Below are 20,456 nucleotides of genomic sequence, written 5' to 3' on the forward strand. Positions count from 1 at the left end.
ATGGCTTACGACGATCTTCGATCCCTCCTCCGGGCTCTGGAGCGCGAGGGCGAGCTCAAGCGCATCAAGGCCGAGGTCGACCCCTACCTGGAGGTCGGTGAGATCGTCGACCGGGTGAACAAGGCCGGCGGTCCCGCGCTGCTCTTCGAGAACGTCAAGGGGTCCTCGATGCCCCTGGCCATGAACGTCTTCGGGACCGACAAGCGGCTGCTCAAGGCGCTCGGGCTGAAGTCCTACGGCGAGATCAGCGAGAAGATCGGCGGGCTGCTCAAGCCCGAGCTGCCGCACGGGTTCGTCGGCGTCCGGGAGGCCTTCGGGAAGCTCGGGTCGATGGTGCACGTGCCGCCGAAGAAGGTGAAGGGCGAGAACGCGCCCGTCCAGGAGGTCGTCCTGACCGGGGACGACGTGGACCTGGACCGGCTGCCCGCGCTGTTCACCTGGCCCAAGGACGGCGGCTCCTTCTTCAACCTGGGGCTCACGCACACCAAGCACCCCGAGACCGGCATCCGCAACCTCGGGCTCTACCGGCTCCAGCGGCACGACCGGCGCACCATCGGGATGCACTGGCAGATCCACAAGGACAGCCGCAACCACTACCAGGTCGCCGCCCGGCGCGGGGAGCGGCTGCCGGTCGCCATCGCGTTCGGCGCCCCGCCCGCCGTCACGTACGCCTCCACCGCGCCGCTGCCCGGGGACATCGACGAGTACCTGTTCGCCGGGTTCATCCAGGGCAAGCGGATCGAGATGGTCGACTGCAAGACCGTGCCGCTCCAGGTCCCCGCCAACGCCGAGGTCGTCATCGAGGGATGGCTGGAGCCCGGGAAGACGCTGCCCGAGGGGCCGTTCGGCGACCACACCGGGTTCTACACCCCGCAGGAACCGTTCCCCGCACTGACCATCGACTGCGTGACCATGCGCAAGCGCCCGCTGCTCCAGTCCATCGTGGTGGGCCGGCCGCCGACCGAGGACGGGCCGCTGGGCCGGGCCACCGAACGGTTCTTCCTGCCGCTGCTCAAGATCATCGTGCCGGACATCGTGGACTACCACCTGCCGGAGTCGGGCGGCTTCCACAACTGCGCGATCGTCTCGATCGACAAGAAGTACCCGAAGCACGCGCAGAAGGTGATGAGCGCCATCTGGGGCGCGCACATGATGTCGCTGACCAAGCTGATCGTCGTCGTGGACTCCGACTGCGACGTCCACGATCTGCACGAGGTGTCCTGGCGGGCGCTCGGCAACACGGACTACGCGCGCGACCTGACGGTGTCCGACGGCCCCGTCGACCACCTCGACCATGCCTCGTACCAGCAGTTCTGGGGTGGCAAGGCGGGCATCGACGCGACGAAGAAGTGGCCCGAGGAGGGCTACACGCGGGACGGGGGCTGGCCCGACATGGTCGAGTCGGACCCGGAGACGGCGGCCCTGGTGGACCGCCGGTGGAAGGAGTACGGGCTGTGAGCGCCGCAGAAGCGACCCTGGGACCGGGGCCCGCGCAACCGAGCAGCAAGGTGAAGGCGTTCCTGCGGCTCGTGATGATCGAGCACTCGGTCTTCGCGCTGCCCTTCGCCTACATCGCCGCCCTGACCGCGATGTTCCAGGTGGACGGGACGATCCACTGGGGCACGCTGCTGCTCGTCACCCTCGCGATGGTCGGGCTGCGGACGTTCGCGATGGCCGCGAACCGGATCATCGACCGCGAGATCGACGCCCGGAACCCGCGCACCGCGAGCCGGGAGCTGGTGACCGGCGCGGTGTCGGTGAAGTCGGCGTGGACGGGGGCGCTCGTCGCCGTCGTCGTGTTCCTCGGGGCCGCGGCTCTGTTGAATCCGATCTGCCTGGCGCTGGCGCCGGTCGCGGTGATCCCGATGGTGGTCTACCCGTACGGCAAGCGGTTCACGAACTTCCCGCACGCGATCCTGGGGCTCGCGCAGGCCATCGGGCCGATCGGCGCCTGGCTGGCGGTGACCGGGAGCTGGTCGTGGGACGCGGTGATCCTGGGGCTCGCCGTCGGTATCTGGATCGGCGGCTTCGACCTGATCTTCGCCTGCCAGGACGTGCAGGCGGACCGGGCGCACGGGGTGCTCTCCTTCCCGGCCCGCTTCGGCATCCCGGCCGCGCTGTGGGGCGCGCGGGTGTGCCACGCGGTGACGACGGGCCTGCTGGTGTGGTTCGGCCTCGCCACGGAGGCGGGAGCCTTCTACTGGATCGGCATGGTGATCGTCGCCGTCGCCTTCGTGTACGAGCACCGCGTGGTGCGGCCGCACGACCTGTCGCGGCTGAACCGGGCGTTCTTCTCGGTCAACGGCTTCATCGGCATAGCGCTGTTCGTCTGCGCGCTGCTGGACCTGGTGGTGCGCGGACTCACGGTGTGAGCGCGCGCGGGGCGGTGGGGCGGCGCAGCGCGAAGGCCGCCACCACCCCGCCTATGAGCCCGAAGAGGTGGCCCTGCCAGCTGACGCCGGGGTCGGTGGGCAGGACGCCCAGGAGCAGCGAGCCGTACACCGCGGCGACGACCAGGCCGACGACCACGTCGAGCGGGCGGCGGTCGACGAAGCCGCGGACCAGCAGGTAGCCGAAGAGGCCGAAGACCACGCCCGACGCGCCGAGCGTGACGGTGTTCGCGGGGGCGGTGAGCCAGACGCCGAAGCCGCCGACGAGGATCACGGTGAGCACGACGCCGGCGAAGCGGCGCAGTCCGCCGAGCGCGGCTATGAAGCCCAGGACCAGCAGCGGGACGCTGTTGGACGCGACGTGGGCCCAGCCGTCGTGGAGGAACGCGGCGGGCACGATGTCGAGCAGTTCGGCGGGCTCGCGGGGGGTGATGCCGTGGTCGTCCAGGCCGTGCCCGGTCGCGAGGTCGACGGCCTCCAGGATCCAGAGCAGCCCGACCCAGCCCAGCATCGCCGCCCCGGCCATGAGCGCCCGGTCGCCGGTCCTCACCCGTACGTCGTCCATGGCGGAACTCCCCCCTTCACCCGACGGAACGTACCGGACCCCTCGGACAGTTCCGGATGGGGTGCGCCGGATAGGCTCGGGGGTGTGGATTCCGGGACTTCAGTGAGTCAGCAGCAGCGAAAGCCTTGGATTGTCGGGGTTTCGGGCGCTTCGGGTACGCCGTTCGCCGCTGCCGTGCTGCGTGGGCTGCTGGCCGCCGGGGAGAGCGTCGATCTGGTCGTGAGCCGGGCGTCGCGGCTGACGCTGCTGGACGAGACGGGGATCGCCTTCCGGGACGCGCACTGGCGCGAGGACCTGGCGGCCTGGCTGGCGCGGGGCGCGGACGGGAAGCCGCACACCTTCGACGTGGACGTGTCGGGTGTACGCCACTGGGCGGCCGGTGATCTCGCCGCGGGGCCGTCCTCGGGGTCGTACCCGGCGAAGGGGATGCTGATCGTGCCGGCGTCGACGGCGTGTGTGGCGGGGGTGGCGCTCGGGCTGTCGAAGGATCTGTTGCAGCGGGCGGCGAGCGTGACGCTGAAGGAGCGGCGGAAGCTGGTGGTCGCGGTGCGCGAGACGCCGCTCAGTGGGGCGACGCTGAAGCAGTTGGTGGCCCTGGACGAGGCGGGCGCGGTCGTGCTGCCCGCCTCGCCGGGCTTCTACGCGGGGGCGACGCACATCCAGGATCTGGTGGACTTCGTCGCAGGGCGGGTGCTGGACGCGGCGGGGGTGCCGCATCTGCTGTACCGCCGTTGGGAGGGGGAGCTCGGTGGTGGCTCCCCGGGCTGATCCGGGGGTCAGCGCTTCTTGGGGGCGCGCCGCGGACCGCGGGTGCGGTCGACGCGGAGGGCGGCGGCGGGCTGGTGGGCACGCGAGCGGTTGGCCAGGTCCTGAAGCTCGCGCATCCGGGCGTAGGCCATCTCGATCGTGTACACGGTGTCGTCACTCCTGAAGATTCGTAAGCGATTTTTGATTGTGCGAGAAGATTTGCAGGCATCGACGCCTGCACGCCTTAGATTCTACACGTAGACTTGCGGTACTGCTGAACAATGGAAGGTTTCAGTCATATGGACGCGGTGGACAGGCAGCTCATCCAGGCCCTCCGGGAGAACGGCAGGGCCTCGTACGCCGAGCTCGGACGGCTCGTCGGGCTCTCCGGGCCCAGCGTCACCGACCGCATCAACCGGCTGGAAACCGCCGGTGTCATCACCGGTTACCGCGCGACCGTCGACGCGGCGTCGCTCGGTCTCGGCGTCACGGCGCTGATCGGTATCTCGCTCTCCGACGCCGCCGACCACGAGGACGTGGCGCGCCGGCTGAAGGACCTCGCGGAGATCGAGGACGCCTGGTTCATCGCGGGCGACGACTCCTACATGCTCAAGGTGCGCGTCGGTGACGTGGACGGCCTGGAGAAGACCATCCGCCGGCTCAGCGGCACCAAGGGCGTCTCGCGGACCCGCACCACCATCGTGCTCTCCACCAAGTGGGAGAACCGGGTCGGAGACCTCCCCGAGGAGCAGTAGGCGTACGGTGGCTGGGTCCGGTACGGAGAGAAGATGCGAGGAGCACGGGTGGACGCGGGACTCAAGCGCGAGCTGGAGCAGAAGGTCCGGGACGGTGAGCGGCTGACCCGCGAGGACGGGATCGCGCTCTACGAGTCCGACGACCTGGCGTGGCTCGGCGGGCTGGCCCACGAGGTGCGTACGCGCAAGAACGGCGACGTCGTCCACTTCAACGTCAACCGCCACCTCAACATGACCAACGTGTGCACCGCGTCCTGCGCGTACTGCTCCTTCCAGCGCAAGCCGGGGGAGAAGGACGCGTACACGATGCGCATCGAGGAGGCGGTGAAGCTCGCCAAGGCGATGGAGGGCGAGAACCTCACCGAGCTGCACATCGTCAACGGGCTGCACCCCTCCCTGCCGTGGCGCTACTACCCGCGCTCGCTGAGCGCGCTGAAGGAAGCGCTGCCGCAGGTCTCCCTCAAGGCGTTCACCGCCACCGAGATCCACCACTTCGAGACCATCTCCGGGATGTCCGCGTCGGACATCCTCGACGAGCTGATCGCCGCCGGTCTGGAGTCGCTGACCGGCGGCGGCGCGGAGATCTTCGACTGGGAGGTCCGCCAGCACATCGTGGACCATCGGACGCACTGGGAGGACTGGTCGCGCATCCACCGGCTCGCCCACGAGAAGGGGCTCAAGACCCCGGCGACCATGCTGTACGGGCACATCGAGGAGCCCCGGCACCGCGTCGACCACGTGCTGCGGCTGCGTGAGCTCCAGGACGAGACCGGCGGCTTCCAGGTCTTCATCCCGCTGCGCTACCAGCACGACTTCGTGGACATGAAGGACGGCAAGGTCCGCAACAAGCTCCAGGCGCGGACCACGATGGCGACCGGCGCCGAGGCGCTGAAGACCTTCGCCGTCTCCCGGCTGCTGTTCGACAACGTGCCGCACGTCAAGGTGTTCTGGGTGATGCACGGTGTCCAGACCGCGCAGCTCGCCCTCCAGCACGGCGCGGACGACATGGACGGCTCGGTCGTGGAGTACAAGATCACGCACGACGCGGACAACTACGGCACGCCGAACAAGCTGACCCGCGAGGATCTGCTCGACCTGATCCGCGACGCCGGCTTCCGCCCGGTGGAGCGCAACACCCGGTACGAGATCATCCGCGAGTACCCGGGCCCGGACGCGGACCGGCGCGAGTCGCCGCAGCCGATGCGGGTCTGACCCGGCGCGCGCCGCGCGCGCGACGCTGCGTGTGTGAGAGCTCCGGCCACCGTCCCCGGCCGGAGCTTTCTCGCGTTCCGGACGCCGGTTGAGCCGAGCGGTTGTAATAGTTAATCTGCGCGTATGGCTCTTACATTCAAGGTGGATCCGACGTTCGACCGGTCCGTGCGCGACGGCATCGTCGCGCTCTGGGCCGATGTCTCCAACGCGGGCGGCGCGGTGGGCTTCGTGCCGCCAGTGTCGCAGGAGGACGTCCGGCCCGAGCTGCTCAAGCACCAGGTCGCCCTGACCGAGGGCCGCACCCGGCTGGTCGTGGGCTACGACGAGGACGGCCGCGTGGCCGCCACCGCGTTCCTGACGCTCAACACGCACCGGCTGATGGCGCACTGGCTGTGGGCCTACACCGTGATGGTCCACCCCCGCCACCAGGGCCGGGGCTACGGGCGCGATCTGATGGCGGTCGTCGCGGACACGGCCCGCGCGACCGAGGGCATCGAGGCCGTCCGGCTCACCTGCCGGGGCGGCACGGGCGCCGACCGCTTCTACGCCGCCTGCGGGTACAAGGAGGTCGGACGGGTTCCGGGGGCGATCCGGGTCGCCGAGGGCGACGACCGGGACGACATCATCATGCTGCTGCCGCTGGGCTGAACCCGTACGGGTGCGGCCCAGCGAATCGATCGATTGCGGGGCATGCTTCACTGGTCGGGCAGGACTGTCGTACGTAGAGAGAAGGCCAGCTGTGTCCGCTGCCAAGCCGAGCGCAACGATCCGGTACACCGCGATGCGTCTCAGCATCTTCGTCGGCTGCTTCGTCGTCGCCGCCATCGCCGTCAACTTCGGAGTGGTGCCGTCCGGGGTCGGGGGATCCAACGTCGTCTGGGTCATCCTGCTCGCCCTGGTGCTGTCCGCGCCGCTCAGCTTCGTCCTGCTGCGCAAGCAGCGCGACGAGATGTCCGAGCAGCTCGTCTCCTCGGTCGACCGCGCCAAGGCCCGCCTGGAGGCCAACCGCACGCGCGAGGACGGCGTCACGCCGTAGCGGTCTCGTGAGGGGGGGCGTAAGGGGAACGTAAGCTTCCTCACATCGCTCGCCCCGTTCCGTCGAACCCCAGCGCGGGAGCCTTCGCTCCTGTACTGGGGTTTTTCGTTGCCTCCAGGCGGAGTTGGAGATTCCGGGTGGCTGCGGGCGAGTGGGGAGCGCTCTCTCGTACCAAAGAAGAGCTTTGAGGTTCTCAAAGTTCAAGTGTTAACGTGTTCGACATGAAGACTGATGTGCGCCTCCGATCTGCCACGAGCATCCCGCTCGTGGAGCGCCTTCACGTCGATCTCTGCCGCTGTATGTCCGCGGTCTGTTGCCGCAACGTCTGATACCGGCACCATGCAGCGGCGCCGCCCTCGACGCGGGCGCCGCACCCCCGTCCCCCGCACACCGTCCCCGTGCGTCCCGATGCGTCACATCTGGAGTGTGTCCGTGTCCGCGAACCCCGCGTCCACCGCCGAGAAGCCCGCAGGCTCCGGCTTCCGCATACCGAAGGTCCCGTTCTGGGCCCAGATCGTCGCCGGTCTGGTCCTGGGCGTCCTGCTCGGCTGGCTCGCCCGCAGCCAGGACATCGACTGGCTGTACACCACGCTCGACAAGGTCGGCCACATCTTCGTCCAGCTGCTGAAGCTGGCCGTCGCGCCCCTCGTCTTCTTCGCGATCCTGGTGTCGATCACCAACCTGCGCAAGGTCAACAACGCCGCCCGGCTGGCCTCCCGCACCGTGCTCTGGTTCATGATCACCTCGTTGATCGCGGTCGCCATCGGCCTCGCGATCGGCCTGATCACCAACCCGGGCTCCGGCACCGGCCTCACCCCGAAGGACGGAAAGCTCCCCGAGCACGCCGGCTCCTGGCTCGACTTCCTGACCGGCATCATCCCGGACAACGTCATCACGCCGTTCGCCGAGCTGAACGTCCTGCAGATCGTCTTCATGGCCGCCGTCGCCGGCATCGCCGCCCTCCAGCTCGGTGAGAAGGCGCAGCCGATCCTCACCCTCAGCGAGGCCGTCCTGGAGCTCCTCCAGAAGGCCCTGTGGTGGGTCATCCGCCTCGCCCCGCTCGGCACCGTCGGCCTCATCGGCTACGCCATCGCCGACTACGGCTGGGACCTGATCGGCAAGTACGCGACCTTCACCGCCGACGTCTACATCGGCTGCGCCCTGGTGCTGTTCGGCGTCTACCCGCTGCTGCTCGCCACCGTCGCCAAGGTCAGCCCGCTCCAGTTCTTCAAGGGCGCCTGGCCCGCGATCCAGCTGGCGTTCGTCTCGCGCTCCTCGGTCGGCACCATGCCGGTCACCCAGAAGGTCACCGAGCGCCTCGGCGTCCCGAAGGAGTACGCCTCCTTCTCCGTCCCGTTCGGCGCCACCACCAAGATGGACGGCTGCGCCGCGATCTACCCGGCGCTCGCCGCGATCTTCATCGCGCAGATCTTCGACGTGCAGCTGGGTGTCGGCGACTACATCCTGATCGCGTTCGTTTCGGTCATCGGTTCGGCGGCCACCGCCGGTCTGACCGGCGCCACGGTCATGCTGACGCTGACCCTGTCGACCCTGGGCCTCCCGCTGGAGGGCGTCGGCCTGCTCATGGCGATCGACCCGATCCTGGACATGATGCGGACCGCCACCAACGTGGCCGGCCAGGCGCTCGTCCCGGTGATCGTCTCCGCCCGCGAGAAGATCCTCGACCACGACGCCTACAACTCGGCGTCGGCCTCCCCGGTCGACGACATCGAGGTGCGCGAGACCGAGCAGGACCGCGTCCCGGTCGCGGCCTGATCATCCGGCACCACCCCGAGGGCCCCTTCTCCGCGCGGAGGAGGGGCCCTCGGGCGTACGCGGTGGCTCCCCCGCGCCCCGTACCCTTACCAGGGAGTAGTGCTGCGGGGGCGGGAGGAGTCGACGTGGGTGCTGTGCGGAACAAGCGGATGCCGCGCGCCGTGCGCGAGCGGCAGATGATGGACGCCGCCGTGCGGACGTTCGGGCAGCGGGGGTACCGGGCCGCCTCGATGGACGAGATCGCCGAGCTGGCCGGGGTGTCCAAGCCGCTGGTGTACCTGTACCTGAACTCCAAGGACGAGCTGTTCACCGCGTGCATCCGGCGCGAGGCGCAGGCGCTGCTGGCCGCCGTGCAGGCGGGCGTCGAGCCGGGGCTGCCGGCCGACCGGCAACTGTGGGACGGGCTGAGGGCGTTCTTCACGCACACCGCGGAGAACCCGGACGGCTGGGCGGTGCTGTACCGGCAGGCGCGGACCCACGGGGAGCCGTTCGCCACCGAGGTCAACGTGATGCGCGAGGAGATCGTCGCGTTCGTGACCGGTCTGATCGGCGCCGCCGCCCGCGAGGCGCACCACGACCCGGCGCTCCCTGACCGGGACGTGGCGGGCCTCGCGCAGGCGCTGGTGGGCGCGGCGGAGGCGCTGGCCGGCTGGGCCAACGAGACCCCGGGTGTCTCGGCCCGGGAGGCGGCGGCCACGATGATGAACTTCTCCTGGGCGGGCCTGGAGAACCTGATGAACGGCCGCCCGTGGCAGGTGCCTAGCCCGTAGTCCCCGTGAGGTGCACCCGCTCGCCGTCGGCGCCTCCCCGAAGCTGGAACGCCGTGCCGTCGGTGGCGTACGTGACGGTGCCGGGCAGTAGCACGGGGGCCCGGAAGTCCGCCCGTACGAACCGGATACGGCCCTGCTCCGGGTTCTCGGCGAGGCAGCGGGCCACGGTCCACATGCCGTGCGCGATGGCCCGGGGGAAGCCGAACAGCCGGGCGGTCAGCGGGTGGAGGTGGATCGGGTTGCGGTCGCCGGATGCGGCCCCGTACCGCCGCCCGAGGTTGCCGGGCAGCCGCCACGCGGCGACGGCGGGGAGTGGCGCGGAGGGTGCCCCCGGTGCCGGTGCCTCGGTATGCGTCGCGTGCCGGGACAGATAGCCGCTGCGGGACTCCCACACCAGCTCGCCCGCGAGCCGCGCCTCGGTCACGACGGTGACCTCCGTGCCGCGTCGGTGCGGGTTCAACTCCGCCGCGTACACCGTGAGTTCCAGCCGGTCGTCCGGCTGGAGCGGGCGGTGGGCGGTGATCTCGATCCAGGTGTGGACGAGGCCGGTGACGGGGAGCGGGAAGCCGGGGCGGGTCATCAGCCGCATCGCCAGGGGGAACGCCAGGACGTGCGGGTACGTCACCGGCAGCGGCCCGGTCGCCGGGAAGCCGCAGATCGAGCGGTACGCGGCCAGCGGGCCGGGTGCGGGGGGCGCGGCGGGCAGGTGGAGCGCCTTGTTCAGCAGGGTCCGCGCCGCGTCGCGGTCGCCGCCTGCGCGGGCCTTCTCCGCCTCGGCGGCCATCTCCTGAGCGACGGTCAGGTCCAGCGCGCCGGGAGAGGTCCGCAGCGCGTAGCCGCCGGAGTCGCTGACCAGGACATCGGGGCCGAGGACCTTGCGCAGCCGGGAGGCGTAGGTGCGTACGGCGGCCAGGGCCTGCGAGGGCGGCTCGTCGCCCCAGATGCCGTCGATGAGTTCGGCCGCCGTCGCCGTGTGTCCGCCGCGCAGCAGAAGGGCCGTCAGCAGCGCGCGCTGCTGCGGGGATCCGGACGCCAGCGGCTCGCCGCCGCGCCCGACCCGTACGGGACCGAGTACGGAGAAGTGCAGCACGGCCTCGTCCTCCGGGCCCCGCTCGGGGTCCCGCTGCCGCGGAACGCGTACCCGTGGCCCGTCGTCACGGCCCATTGCTGCCTCCTGTCCTGCCTGCGCACAGCATGGAACGGTCACTGTGTCCGGATCGGTCACAGGCCGTCCGGATTGCTCCATACCGTTGATATCGCCGTCAACAGTCTGCCTTGTGAAGGGTCGGCCCGTCAGCAACGGATGACTCTCTGCACAAGCCCTCGACAACGATTGGGGAACGGGGCAGCCGGGACGCGGGAGGGGACGAGGGGCGTGAGCGAGGGGGCGCCCGCCCTGCGGCGGACGCCCCCCGGGGGTCAGGCCGTCGCCCGGACCACCGGCTCCTGGAGCTCGGTCACCCACTTCTCGCGGTCCTCCGGGCACTCCAGGCTGATCTCGCGGGCGTACCCCGCCGAGCGGTAGCCGTTGGCGTCGACCCAGCGGGCCAGGGTCTGGGCGGTCGGCAGCACGGCGTCCATGGAGCCCCGGTGCACGATGGTCGCCGCCTCGAACGGAGGCAGTTCGACCACCGTGATCCCGGTGTCACCGACCGGCCCCACCGGGGCGGAGACCGTCACGCCGGCGTGCACGACGACGCTGCCGCCGCCCTCCGGCACGTCCTCGTACCGGGCGATCCCCGGGCCGGACGGGTTCAGGCCCGCCTCGCCGAGGAGGGGGAGGAGCCGGTCGTACAGCGGGACGATCACCGGGGTGATGTCCTGCGGTTCGTAGCTCCCGGCCACCCCGGTCAGCTCGGCGACCCGTACCGCCGGCACCTTCTTGATCACGACGTCGTCCTTGGACATATGTCCCTCGCTCTCGATGGACCGGAGCCTCGCCTCGACCTGGGCCAGCCGTGCCGCCGCCGCGGCCATCGCCGCCTCCAGCTCCGTACGGCGCAGCCGCAGCATCCCGCGCAGCTCCTCCGGTCCGACCGCGTCGTCCAGGACGGCCCGCACCTGCTGGAGCGTGAAGCCGAGGTCCTTGAGCGCGATGATCCGGTTGAGCCGGGCGAGCTGGGCGGCGCCGTAGTAGCGGTAGCCGGTCGAGGGGTCGGTGCGGTCCGGGCGCAGCAGCCCGATCTCGTCGTAATGACGGAGCATGCGGGCCGACACGCGCCCGTACCGGGCGAAGTCTCCGATGGTGAACATGACGTCTCCCACTGCACGGCTTCACACGGTGTGAAGGTCAAGGACCGGTCCGGAACGGCCCGCACACGGGCAGGAGCCCCGCTCCTCCGCCGACGCGGAGGAGCGGGGCTCCTTGGGTACTGCTCTTACCGGCCGCGATCGGCCGACCCGGGCAACTAGGCCGGGGTGACGTTCTCAGCCTGCGGACCCTTGGGGCCCTGAGTGACGTCGAAGTTCACGACCTGGTTCTCCTCGAGGGAGCGGAACCCGGACGCGTTGATCGCGGAGTAGTGGACGAAGACATCCGGGCCGCCGCCGTCCTGGGCGATGAAGCCGAAGCCCTTTTCAGCGTTGAACCACTTGACGGTTCCGGTAGCCATAAGCCCTCCTTGGGCCAAAGGGTTGCCCTGCTCCAGAACCTGCAATGAAGTCTGAAAACTACAAAAGCCTGCGGGGTCACATGCTCCGCAGGCTCTGTACTGCAAGGGAAACCAAACTGCAACTTGCCGTCGAGCCTAGCACGCAGGGTGTACCGAAGGGTAGAGGGAAAGATCACTTCACCCGGATGTTTGATTGCCGCGCGGATGAGCCATCCGGGAGGGCCTTCCCGTGTGCCGCCCGCCCCCGGTGGGGCGGTCCGGCGGCGACGGGTCTAGCCTCGCGATGTGGACAATTCAACCGTTTCAAACGTCGCGGTCGACGACCGTCGCCCCCGGCCGCGCGTCGGCCACATCCAGTTCCTCAACTGCCTTCCCCTCTACTGGGGGCTGGCACGGACCGGAACCCTGCTCGACCTGGAGCTGTCGAAGGACACCCCGGAGAAGCTCAGCGAGCAACTGGTCAGGGGCGAGCTGGACATCGCCCCCGTCACCCTGGTCGAGTTCCTGCGCAACGCGGACGACCTGGTCGCGTTCCCCGACATCGCGGTGGGCTGCGACGGCCCCGTCATGTCGTGCGTGATCGTCTCGCAGCGCCCCCTGGAGGACCTGGACCGGGCCCGGGTCGCCCTCGGATCGACCTCCCGCACCTCCGTACGGCTGGCGCGCCTGCTGCTCGCCGAGCGGTACGGCGTCACCCCCGACTACTACACGTGCCCGCCCGACCTGGGCGTCATGATGCAGGAGGCGGACGCCGCCGTCCTCATCGGTGACGCGGCCCTGCGCGCCAACCTGCACGACGCGCCCCGGCTCGGGCTCCAGGTCCACGACCTGGGCGCGATGTGGAAGGAGTGGACGGGCCTGCCGTTCGTCTTCGCCGTCTGGGCCGCCCGCAAGGACTACCTGGCCGCCGAGCCCACCGCCGTCAAGCAGGTGCACGAGGCGTTCCTGGCCTCCCGCGACCTGTCCCTGGAGGAGGTCACCAAGGTCGCCGAGCAGGCGGCGCGCTGGGAGGCCTTCGACGCGGAGGTCCTGGAGCGCTACTTCACGACGCTCGACTTCCGCTTCGGCCCGGCCCAGCTCGCGGGCGTGCGGGAGTTCGCGCGCCGCACCGGCGAGGCGGCCGGCTTCCCGGCGGACGTGAAGGTGGAGCTGCTCGGCGGATGAGAACATCCCGCCGCCGGGGAAAGCCATTTTCGATTCAACTGAACACACGGTGAATGGCCGATTGCGGGAGACATCGGGAGTACGCCCCCGATGTCTCCCGCAATCGTCTCCCGCGCCCCCCGCAATCGGCCGCCGGAGGAACGGCGCATTCACGCCTTTTATTGCGGTGAATGACGTCGTTCGTTCCCTTGGGGGCGAAATCGGCGGATGGTTTCTCCCGTCGCCGGACGAGACTTCGCGGTCACGAACTAGGCTTCGGTCGGAGGTCCGGCCGGGTTCACAGGGGGAGTCCTTATATGCAGCCGCTGGAAGCCGGGGAACCGCTGAGCATCGGTGCCTACCGGCTGCTCGGCCGGCTCGGGGCCGGCGGCATGGGCCGCGTGTATCTCGGGCGCAGCGCCGGCGGCCGCACCGTCGCCGTCAAGGTCGTCCATCCGCACTTCGCGCTCGACGAGCAGTTCCGTGCCCGGTTCCGCCGCGAGGTGGAGGCGGCCCGGCGGATCGGCGCCCAGTGGACCGCGCCCGTCCTGGACGCCGATCCGGACGCCCCCGTCCCCTGGGTCGCCACCGGTTACGTGGCCGGGCCGCCGCTCTCCGCGGCCGTCACGGAGCACGGCCCGCTGCCGGAGCACGCGGTACGCGTCCTGGGCGCCGGCCTCGGCGAGGCCCTGGCCGCCGTGCACGAGCGGGGCCTGATCCACCGGGACGTGAAGCCGTCCAACGTCCTGCTCGCCCTGGACGGGCCCCGCCTCATCGACTTCGGCATCGCGCGGGCCATCGACGCGACCGCCTCGCTCACCTCCACCGGGGTCTCCGTCGGCTCGCCCGGTTACATGGCGCCGGAGCAGATCCGGGGCACCGACCTCTCCGGTGCGGCCGACATCTTCTCGCTGGGCGCGGTCCTCGCGTACGCGGCGACCGGCACCGCCCCCTTCCTCGGTGACTCCTCGGCCGTCCTCCTCTACAAGGTGGTCCACGAGGAACCGGAGCTGGGCGAGCTGGAGGGCGGGCTGCGCGAGACCATCGCCGCCTGCCTGGCCAAGGACCCGGCGCGGCGGCCGACCCCGGACGAGCTGGCCCGCCGGCTGCTGCCGGGCGGCGCGGCGGCCGCGGTGGCGGCGGGCTGGCTGCCCGGACCGCTGGTGCGCGAGGTCAGCACGTCGGCGGTGGCGCTGCTGGACCTGGAGCCGCAGGAGGCGCCGGTCCAGTCGGGGCCGGTGCCGTTCAGCAACCCGTCATTCGGGGCGGGGGAGCCCTTCGGGGGTGCCGCTTCGGGCGGTCCGGGCGCGGGGAGTCCGCCGTTCGGCACGGCCGGACCGGCCGCCGCGCTCGGCTCCTTCGGGCCGCCCGTCGGCCCCGCGCATCCGCCGACCGCCGGGGCCGACGGGCTGCCGGGCCAGCGGACCGCCGGACGGAGCCTGACCCTGGGCGCGACGGCGGGCGGGGACGGCGCGGGGCGCCGACGGGTGAGCTGCACCCTCGCACTGGCGGTGGCCGGGGCGCTGGCCGCGGTGACCGTGGGCAGCGCCTTCCTGTTCGACCTGATGCCGGGCAGCGGCGGTGACAGCAGCAACGTCGGGCACGGCGACGTGGACCACACCCCGCCGGCCGCCTCCCGCGAGCCCTCGCCACCGACGGGCTCGGGCACGGGCTCGGCCACGAGGAGCCCGACCCCGACGAAGAGCCCGACGACTCCGGGCAGGGCTGCCGAGCTGCCCGACGCGTTCGTCGGCACCTGGAAGGGCCCGCTCACCGAGAAGACCACGGGCGAGCCGCACGGCACGCTCACCGCGGTCTTCACCAAGGGCCGCAAGGGCACGGACGTGGTCCGCCTGACCACCTCCCTCTCCATGGGCATCGACATCACCTGCTACAGCGTCGCCACCCTCACCACCGCCTCCGACGACGAGCTGAAGCTGCGCGAGCGCGCCGACCCGGACCGCCCCGGTACCGCCGGGCTCTGCACCACCACACCCGCCGACCTCCACTTCACCCGGGCGGCCGACGGCACGCTCCGCTTCCGCTCCGACGAGAAGGGCGCGGGACTCCCGTACGGCACGCTGACCCGGTCCGGCGGCTGACCGCCGAGGCCCCTGGCGTAGGCTGAACCGGTCCGTGGATCCGTAGAAGAACCCGCCGAAAGGTGACAGCCCGGTGACCGAGAAGGCCGACCTTCAGCCCATCCTCGACCGAGCCGCCGAAGGCGGCCGGATCACCCCGGAGGAGGCGCTCGACCTCTACCGCTCGGCGCCGCTGCACGCCCTGGGCGCGGCCGCCGATGCCGTACGCCGCCGCCGGTACGCCGGTACGGAGCACATCGCGACGTACATCATCGAGCGCAACATCAACTACACCAACGTGTGCGTCACGGCGTGCAAGTTCTGCGCGTTCTACGCCGCGCCGAAGGACACCGCCAAGGGCTGGTCCCGGGACCTCGACGACATCCTGCGCCGCTGCGCGGAGACCGTCGAGCTGGGCGGGACGCAGATCATGTTCCAGGGCGGACATCACCCGGACTACGGCGTGGAGTACTACGAGGAGCACTTCTCGGCGATCAAGAAGGCGTTCCCGCAGCTGGTGATCCACTCGCTCGGCGCCTCCGAGATCGAGCACATGGCCCGTATCTCCAAGGTCTCCGCCGAGGAGGCGATCAGCCGTATCCACGCGGCCGGTCTCGACTCCTTCGCGGGCGCCGGTGCCGAGCTGCTGCCGGCCCGGCCGCGTACCGCCATCGCCCCGCTCAAGGAGTCCGGCGAACGCTGGCTGGAGATCATGGAGATCGCCCACGGCCTCGGCGTCGAGTCCACCTCCACCATGCTGATGGGCACCGGCGAGACGAACGCCGAGCGCATCGAGCACCTGCGCATGATCCGTGACGTGCAGGACCGCACCGGCGGCTTCCGGGCGTTCATCCCGTACACGTACCAGCCGGAGAACAACAAGCTGAAGGGGCGGACGCAGGCGACGCTCTTCGAGTACCTGCGCATGATCGCCATCGCCCGGCTCTTCCTGGACAACGTCGCCCACATCCAGGGCTCCTGGCTCACCACCGGCAAGGAGGTCGGCCAGCTGTCGCTGCACTACGGCGCGGACGACCTCGGCTCGATCATGCTGGAGGAGAACGTCGTCTCCTCGGCCGGAGCCAAGCACCGCTCCAACCGGCTGGAGATCATCGACCTGATCCGCAAGGCGGACCGCGTACCGGCCCAGCGCGCCACCACGTACGAACACCTCGTCGTGCACGACGACCCGGCGAACGACCCGGTCGACGAGCGCGTCGTCTCGCACATCTCGTCCACCGCGATCGAGGGCGGCACCGCGCACCCGGAGCTGAAGCTCCTCAACGCCAACTGACCGCGCCTTGCTGACGATCCACGCCGCCGCCCTGCTGCTGCCGGGCGGCGGCCGCGCACCCGTGCCCGGCGGTGCGGTGGCCGTGCGGGACGCCTCGGTCGCGGCCTTCGGACCGTACGAGGACGTGTCCGCCGCCCACCCCGGCGCCCGCGTCCGCCGCTGGCCGGGTGTCCTGACCCCGGGCCTGGTCCAGCGGGACGCGGTCCGGCTGCTGACGCAGTGGTACTTTCCCGACCCGCGCGAGGCGGACGCCCTGGGCACCGAGCCCCTGACCGGCGCCGCGCTCGCCGCGCTCGGCCCGGAGGACACCTGGCGCGCGGGCAGTGTGCGGCGCGGGCTGCACCGGATGCTCCGGCACGGCACGACCGCCGTCACGGCCGCCCCCGGGACGCCGCCCGCCCTGCTCACGGCCGTGCGCCGGTCCGGCCTGGCGGTCCTCGGCCCGGCTCTCGATCCGTCCGCGCCGGCCTCCGCTCCGGCCGGTGACGGGCCCCGGCTCGACCCGCTGGCCGGGGTCGCGGCGGTGTCCGACGCGACGGCTGCCCCGCTCACCGTCGGCGGCCGCGCGGACCTCGCCGCCTTCGACGCCCCGGACGAGGCGGCGCTGCTGGCGGCGGGCGCGACGAGCTGCGTGGCGACGATCGCGGCGGGACGACTGGCGTACCGGGGACGGTAGCGACGGCCTACGGCACCGGGGGGCCGCCCAGATAGTGCCCCTTGGCGTCGTACGGCCAGGCGTTGGCGACGCATCCCTTCAGGCCGTCGATCTGCTGCATCATCGCGGGCGCCGGGCGCCCCTTGCCGGGGCAGGTCTCGTGGCCGTGGCCCAGCCAGTGCCCGACCTCGTGGTTGATGATCAGCGCCCGGTACTCGCCGAGCGGCCCGTCGAACTCCGGCGAACCCGTCTGCCAGCGCTTCAGGTTGACCATCACGACGGCACCGACGCGGCAGTTGACCTCGCCGTGCGTGTCGAGTCCGCTCTCTCCGCAGATCCGGTCGGTGGTTTCGGGGGTGGCGATCCGTATGACCAGCCCGGCCGGGCTCGTCGCGATCTGCCGGAAGGTGTGCTCCCCGTGGTGCGACCAGCCCCGTGGCGCGGTCAGGATGCGCGCGACGACCGAGGCGGCCTTGTCCGCGTCGAGCCCGGCCCCCTCCTCCACCTCGACCCGGTACGTCTTCCCGTCCCCGCCCGCGGTCGCGGCGGCCCGTGCCACGGTGAAGGCGGCCGTGGGCGCGGGCTCGTGCGCGTCCTTCCAGCGGAGTCCGACGACGGCGACGGCCGCGACGGCGACCAGTACGACGGCCGGCACGAGCAGCCGGCCGCGCCCGCGCTCTCCCCGCTTCCCCCGGCGCCCTGTCCATTCGGGCATCCGTGCCCCTCCCCAGTCATCGGCTGTTCCGTCCCCCGCTGTAGGACCGGTGACCGGGCGAATTGGTTCAGTCCACATCCATATGAGGTCGGGCCGAGGGCGCCTGGAGAAGCGTGACGAGCCACCGGGCCGTGCCGCGCCCGCCGTGTCTCAGCCGCCGCGGACCGCCTGGTTCTGCGGCTCCATCGGATGGGCGTCGGCGTAGTCGACGAGTTCCAGGAACCGCGCGTCCCGCACGACGGCGAGCAGCTGGTCCGTCGTCACCGGCGCCGGCACCATGGCGTCGGCGTCGCCCCCGGCCGTCAGCGTGACGGTGCTGTGGCCGCGCTCGAAGGACAGGGTGGTGTCGGTGATCGTCTTCGCCTCCTTCTCGGGGCCGGCCGCCGTGTTGACGGTCCGGACCGTGATGCCGTCCGGCAGCGTCGCCTCCCTGCACCGCAGATGCTTCTCCGGGACCGACGTGCACGGCGGACCGTCGACCGCCCCCGGCCCGGCCTGCGGGCGGACCGAGAACACGAGGGGGAAGACCAGGCCGTCCGACCCGCCCTGGTACCGGCTGACGGCGAGATCGACCGGGCGGACCGGGCCGAGCGCCCGGGGCAGCAGCCCTTCGAGCACCCCCGCCGCCTCGTTCTGGAACACCGTCTGTCGCGACCGCTCGTCCTGCGGCAGGTCCGCCATCGACGACCCCCCGGGGCTCGGCTCGATGTGCACGGGAGGGCGCGTGGCGCCCGGGACGGCGGTGGCCGGCGAGGCGACGGACACGTTCCGCTTCGGTTCCGCGCCCCCGCCCCCCATCGGCAGGGCGACGGCGAAGACCCCCAGGGCGGCCACGGCGGCCACCCCCGCACCGATCGCCGCGCGGGCCCGGACCCGGCGCCGGCGGCCCTGGACCAGGGCGACGGGCACCAGGTCGGGCAGCGGCGGCGCCCCTTCGGTCGCCTGCTCCATGGCGGCCCGGATCAGCGGCTCCTGGTCCTCCCGGCGGGGCTCGCCGCCCGGCGCGGTGTGCGTGAACGCATGCATGACCTGTCTCCTCAGCTTCGGGCGGTGTAGAGGTGTGCGTCGCCCAGGCGGGTGCGCAGGGTGGCCAGCGAACGCGAGCACTGGCTCTTGACGGTGGACGGGCTGCACCGCAGCAACTCCGCGACCGTCTCCACGCTCAGGTCCTCCCAGTACCGCAGGACGACCATGGCCCGTGCCCGGGGCGGCAGTTCGGCGAGGGCCGTCAGCAGGGTGACGGTCAGCTCGGGCCCGACCGCCGGAGCGGGCGCGGCGATCGGCGTGTGGGCGACAAGGTCGCGCAGCCGCCTGCGGCGCTCGGCGATGTAGGTGCGGGTGAGCACGGTCCTGGCGTAGGCGTCCGGATGGTCGGCGGCGCGTGCCCGGTGCCAGTGCTGGAACAGCTTCGCCAGCGTCGTCTGGGTCAGATCGCGGGCGGCGTCGGCGTCCCCGCAGAGCAGGTACGCGGTGCGGTAGAGCCGGCGCTGACCGGCACGGGCGAATTCCTCGAAGCCGTCGGTGTTCCGGCTGGCTCTCGTGAACATCTGCCCCCTTCCCTCTTCGTTCCGGTTCTTTCCGGTGGTCTGTCGCTGTGTACTGAGTCCCGCCGGACCGGAAAGGTTGAAGCCGGGTTTTCCGGGGGCGTCCGCCGCGAGGCCGCGTGGACCGGGCTGCTTGAATGGGATGCGTGATCCGAGCCTCCCTGGACAAGCAGCCGCACGAAGTCGCCTCGATGTTCGACGATGTGGCGGCGAACTACGACCTCACCAACGACGTGCTCTCGCTCGGCCAGGACCGGCTGTGGCGCAAGGAGGTCGCCAAGGCGGTGAACGCCCGCCCCGCCGAGAAGATCCTCGACCTGGCGGCCGGCACGGCGACGTCCTCGCTGCCCTTTGCCGCGACCGGTGCGTACGTCGTGCCGTGCGACTTCTCCATCGGCATGCTCCGCGAGGGCAAGAAGCGCAACGCCTGGCTGCCCTTCACCGGCGGCGACGCCACGAAGCTGCCGTTCCGCGACGAGGTCTTCGACGCGGTGACCATCTCCTTCGGCCTGCGCAACGTCCAGGACACGGACGCGGCCCTGCGCGAGCTGTACCGGGTCACCAAGCCGGGCGGCCGGGTCGTCATCTGCGAGTTCTCCCAGCCCGTCTGGGCCCCGTTCCGCACGGTCTACATCGAGTACCTGATGCGCGCCCTGCCCCCCGTGGCCCGCGCGGTGTCGTCGAACCCCGACGCCTACGTCTACCTCGCCGAGTCCATCCGCGCCTGGCCCGACCAGGCCGGCCTGGCCAAGAAGCTCCAGAACGCCGGCTGGTCCCGGGTCGCCTGGCGCAACCTCACCGGCGGCGTGGTGGCCCTGCACCGGGGCGTGCGCGACTGACGGTCCCGGCAGGCTCCGGACGGGAGCCGCGCGCCCCGCGAAGGCGGTTGCTTGTATTCCGAGTTGACGGGAACCGGTGGTCGGGGAAGATGTGTCGTTGATACGGCACGCGTCTTCCCCGTCTCCGTGTGTCACCGTTCCCGCTCGCACCCGTCCCCGTTGCGGAGCCCCCATGCCGTCGTACTGTCCGTTCTGTGGAACACCGGCGCCGGACGAGGCGCGCTTCTGCATGAAGTGCGGGCGCGAGCGCCCCGCGGCCCCGGCCGCCGCGCCTCCGCAGCCCAYCGCTCCCGTATCCGCCGTTCATGCCGCCCGGTGTGAC

General features: G+C 71.3%; 23 protein-coding genes and 1 pseudogene. 15 read left to right on the plus strand and 9 right to left on the minus strand.

All coding sequences use genetic code 11. From position 1 onward, the window contains the following. Positions 1-1,458 (plus strand): menaquinone biosynthesis decarboxylase, encoded by a 1,458-nt coding sequence (locus EAO73_RS05600; RefSeq protein WP_147970357.1) that lies wholly within the window; start codon positions 1-3, stop codon positions 1,456-1,458. Continuing rightward, positions 1,455-2,372, plus strand: coding sequence for a menaquinone biosynthesis prenyltransferase MqnP (mqnP, locus tag EAO73_RS05605; protein ID WP_147970358.1), 918 nt, complete (start codon positions 1,455-1,457; stop codon positions 2,370-2,372). Before EAO73_RS05600 ends, mqnP begins: the two co-directional genes overlap by 4 nt. Here the strand turns inward: mqnP and EAO73_RS05610 are convergent. After that, positions 2,362-2,955 (minus strand): rhomboid family intramembrane serine protease, encoded by a 594-nt coding sequence (locus EAO73_RS05610; RefSeq protein WP_147970359.1) that lies wholly within the window; start codon positions 2,953-2,955, stop codon positions 2,362-2,364. The genes mqnP and EAO73_RS05610 overlap by 11 nt on opposite strands. Before the next feature lie 102 nt (positions 2,956-3,057). Between EAO73_RS05610 and EAO73_RS05615 the strand changes: the two genes are divergently transcribed. Continuing rightward, positions 3,058-3,723: a UbiX family flavin prenyltransferase gene (locus EAO73_RS05615; protein WP_147970360.1), complete on the plus strand. Its 666-nt coding sequence runs from the start codon at positions 3,058-3,060 to the stop codon at positions 3,721-3,723. Positions 3,724-3,731: 8 nt separating this feature from the next. Here EAO73_RS05615 and EAO73_RS35855 read toward each other — a convergent pair whose 3' ends face one another. Continuing rightward, positions 3,732-3,869, minus strand: a complete 138-nt coding sequence (locus tag EAO73_RS35855; protein ID WP_018524972.1) for a hypothetical protein — start codon at positions 3,867-3,869, stop codon at positions 3,732-3,734. Positions 3,870-4,001: 132 nt separating this feature from the next. Here EAO73_RS35855 and EAO73_RS05620 point away from each other — a divergent pair, with 132 nt between their 5' ends. The 6 genes from EAO73_RS05620 to EAO73_RS05645 all read left to right on the plus strand — a co-directional run bounded on the left by EAO73_RS05620 (position 4,002) and on the right by EAO73_RS05645 (position 9,251). Further along, positions 4,002-4,457: an Lrp/AsnC family transcriptional regulator gene (locus EAO73_RS05620; RefSeq protein ID WP_147970361.1), complete on the plus strand. Its 456-nt coding sequence runs from the start codon at positions 4,002-4,004 to the stop codon at positions 4,455-4,457. 48 nt (positions 4,458-4,505) lie between these two features. Further along, on the plus strand, positions 4,506-5,669 hold the full coding sequence (mqnE, locus tag EAO73_RS05625; protein WP_147971405.1) for an aminofutalosine synthase MqnE: 1,164 nt from the start codon (positions 4,506-4,508) through the stop codon (positions 5,667-5,669). A gap of 123 nt (positions 5,670-5,792) precedes the next feature. Then, positions 5,793-6,317, plus strand: a complete 525-nt coding sequence (locus EAO73_RS05630) for a GNAT family N-acetyltransferase (protein WP_191133949.1) — start codon at positions 5,793-5,795, stop codon at positions 6,315-6,317. A gap of 133 nt (positions 6,318-6,450) precedes the next feature. Further along, positions 6,451-6,705, plus strand: coding sequence for a DUF4229 domain-containing protein (locus tag EAO73_RS05635; RefSeq protein WP_147970362.1), 255 nt, complete (start codon positions 6,451-6,453; stop codon positions 6,703-6,705). A 432-nt stretch (positions 6,706-7,137) separates the two neighbouring features. Beyond that, positions 7,138-8,481: a dicarboxylate/amino acid:cation symporter gene (locus EAO73_RS05640; protein WP_147970363.1), complete on the plus strand. Its 1,344-nt coding sequence runs from the start codon at positions 7,138-7,140 to the stop codon at positions 8,479-8,481. A gap of 149 nt (positions 8,482-8,630) precedes the next feature. Further along, complete coding sequence (locus EAO73_RS05645; protein WP_147971407.1) at positions 8,631-9,251, plus strand: TetR/AcrR family transcriptional regulator; 621 nt, start codon at positions 8,631-8,633, stop codon at positions 9,249-9,251. Here EAO73_RS05645 and EAO73_RS05650 read toward each other — a convergent pair. The 4 genes and pseudogenes from EAO73_RS05650 to EAO73_RS05660 form a co-directional block, all read right to left on the minus strand. Further along, entirely contained in the window at positions 9,241-10,035 is a 795-nt protein-coding gene (locus EAO73_RS05650) for a MaoC/PaaZ C-terminal domain-containing protein (protein ID WP_191134009.1), read from the minus strand. The genes EAO73_RS05645 and EAO73_RS05650 overlap by 11 nt on opposite strands. Before the next feature lie 87 nt (positions 10,036-10,122). Then, positions 10,123-10,497: pseudogene (locus tag EAO73_RS37200) on the minus strand (AfsR/SARP family transcriptional regulator); the annotation flags it as partial. 173 nt (positions 10,498-10,670) lie between these two features. Next, the gene (locus EAO73_RS05655) at positions 10,671-11,504 is read right to left on the minus strand and encodes a MerR family transcriptional regulator (RefSeq protein ID WP_147970365.1); all 834 of its coding nucleotides are present in this window, start codon (positions 11,502-11,504) and stop codon (positions 10,671-10,673) included. Between the two features lie 155 nt (positions 11,505-11,659). Further along, complete coding sequence (locus EAO73_RS05660; RefSeq protein ID WP_003967102.1) at positions 11,660-11,863, minus strand: cold-shock protein; 204 nt, start codon at positions 11,861-11,863, stop codon at positions 11,660-11,662. 285 nt (positions 11,864-12,148) lie between these two features. Between EAO73_RS05660 and EAO73_RS05665 the strand changes: the two genes are divergently transcribed. The 4 genes from EAO73_RS05665 to EAO73_RS05680 all read left to right on the plus strand — a co-directional run bounded on the left by EAO73_RS05665 (position 12,149) and on the right by EAO73_RS05680 (position 17,057). Further along, positions 12,149-13,027, plus strand: a complete 879-nt coding sequence (locus tag EAO73_RS05665) for a menaquinone biosynthetic enzyme MqnA/MqnD family protein (RefSeq protein ID WP_147970366.1) — start codon at positions 12,149-12,151, stop codon at positions 13,025-13,027. A 296-nt stretch (positions 13,028-13,323) separates the two neighbouring features. Continuing rightward, complete coding sequence (locus EAO73_RS05670) at positions 13,324-15,108, plus strand: serine/threonine-protein kinase (RefSeq protein WP_147970367.1); 1,785 nt, start codon at positions 13,324-13,326, stop codon at positions 15,106-15,108. 73 nt (positions 15,109-15,181) lie between these two features. Then, positions 15,182-16,381 (plus strand): cyclic dehypoxanthinyl futalosine synthase, encoded by a 1,200-nt coding sequence (gene mqnC / locus EAO73_RS05675; RefSeq protein WP_147970368.1) that lies wholly within the window; start codon positions 15,182-15,184, stop codon positions 16,379-16,381. Positions 16,382-16,388: 7 nt separating this feature from the next. Continuing rightward, entirely contained in the window at positions 16,389-17,057 is a 669-nt protein-coding gene (locus EAO73_RS05680) for an imidazolonepropionase-like domain-containing protein (protein WP_147970369.1), read from the plus strand. Between the two features lie 7 nt (positions 17,058-17,064). Here the strand turns inward: EAO73_RS05680 and EAO73_RS05685 are convergent, their stop codons facing one another. From EAO73_RS05685 to EAO73_RS05695, 3 genes are all read right to left on the minus strand, one after another. Beyond that, the gene (locus tag EAO73_RS05685) at positions 17,065-17,751 is read right to left on the minus strand and encodes a DUF3152 domain-containing protein (RefSeq protein WP_147970370.1); all 687 of its coding nucleotides are present in this window, start codon (positions 17,749-17,751) and stop codon (positions 17,065-17,067) included. A 150-nt stretch (positions 17,752-17,901) separates the two neighbouring features. Then, the gene (locus tag EAO73_RS05690) at positions 17,902-18,777 is read right to left on the minus strand and encodes a hypothetical protein (RefSeq protein WP_147970371.1); all 876 of its coding nucleotides are present in this window, start codon (positions 18,775-18,777) and stop codon (positions 17,902-17,904) included. An 11-nt stretch (positions 18,778-18,788) separates the two neighbouring features. Next, the gene (locus EAO73_RS05695) at positions 18,789-19,298 is read right to left on the minus strand and encodes a SigE family RNA polymerase sigma factor (RefSeq protein ID WP_147970372.1); all 510 of its coding nucleotides are present in this window, start codon (positions 19,296-19,298) and stop codon (positions 18,789-18,791) included. Between the two features lie 143 nt (positions 19,299-19,441). Here EAO73_RS05695 and EAO73_RS05700 point away from each other — a divergent pair, with 143 nt between their 5' ends. Continuing rightward, positions 19,442-20,134 (plus strand): demethylmenaquinone methyltransferase, encoded by a 693-nt coding sequence (locus EAO73_RS05700; RefSeq protein ID WP_191133950.1) that lies wholly within the window; start codon positions 19,442-19,444, stop codon positions 20,132-20,134. Between the two features lie 91 nt (positions 20,135-20,225). Continuing rightward, positions 20,226-20,456: zinc-ribbon domain-containing protein (locus EAO73_RS37280; protein WP_412074580.1), on the plus strand; the 231-nt coding region annotated here is incomplete at its 3' end.

It is taken from the genome of Streptomyces sp. col6 (assembly GCF_008042035.1).
Lineage (GTDB): Bacteria > Actinomycetota > Actinomycetes > Streptomycetales > Streptomycetaceae > Streptomyces.

What these genes read in the sequence shown, in the direction of transcription:
- EAO73_RS05660 (WP_003967102.1), bottom strand. Translation starts at nt 11,863, where the DNA reads ATGGCTACCGGAACCGTCAAGTGGTTCAACGCTGAAAAGGGCTTCGGC.
- EAO73_RS05620 (WP_147970361.1), top strand. Translation starts at nt 4,002, where the DNA reads ATGGACGCGGTGGACAGGCAGCTCATCCAGGCCCTCCGGGAGAACGGC.
- EAO73_RS05610 (WP_147970359.1), bottom strand. Translation starts at nt 2,955, where the DNA reads ATGGACGACGTACGGGTGAGGACCGGCGACCGGGCGCTCATGGCCGGG.
- EAO73_RS05630 (WP_191133949.1), top strand. Translation starts at nt 5,793, where the DNA reads ATGGCTCTTACATTCAAGGTGGATCCGACGTTCGACCGGTCCGTGCGC.
- EAO73_RS05645 (WP_147971407.1), top strand. Translation starts at nt 8,631, where the DNA reads ATGCCGCGCGCCGTGCGCGAGCGGCAGATGATGGACGCCGCCGTGCGG.
- EAO73_RS05655 (WP_147970365.1), bottom strand. Translation starts at nt 11,504, where the DNA reads ATGTTCACCATCGGAGACTTCGCCCGGTACGGGCGCGTGTCGGCCCGC.
- EAO73_RS05600 (WP_147970357.1), top strand. Translation starts at nt 1, where the DNA reads ATGGCTTACGACGATCTTCGATCCCTCCTCCGGGCTCTGGAGCGCGAG.
- EAO73_RS05685 (WP_147970370.1), bottom strand. Translation starts at nt 17,751, where the DNA reads ATGCCCGAATGGACAGGGCGCCGGGGGAAGCGGGGAGAGCGCGGGCGC.
- EAO73_RS05690 (WP_147970371.1), bottom strand. Translation starts at nt 18,777, where the DNA reads ATGCATGCGTTCACGCACACCGCGCCGGGCGGCGAGCCCCGCCGGGAG.
- EAO73_RS05635 (WP_147970362.1), top strand. Translation starts at nt 6,451, where the DNA reads ATGCGTCTCAGCATCTTCGTCGGCTGCTTCGTCGTCGCCGCCATCGCC.
- EAO73_RS05695 (WP_147970372.1), bottom strand. Translation starts at nt 19,298, where the DNA reads ATGTTCACGAGAGCCAGCCGGAACACCGACGGCTTCGAGGAATTCGCC.
- EAO73_RS05670 (WP_147970367.1), top strand. Translation starts at nt 13,324, where the DNA reads ATGCAGCCGCTGGAAGCCGGGGAACCGCTGAGCATCGGTGCCTACCGG.
- EAO73_RS05650 (WP_191134009.1), bottom strand. Translation starts at nt 10,035, where the DNA reads ATGGCCGCCGAGGCGGAGAAGGCCCGCGCAGGCGGCGACCGCGACGCG.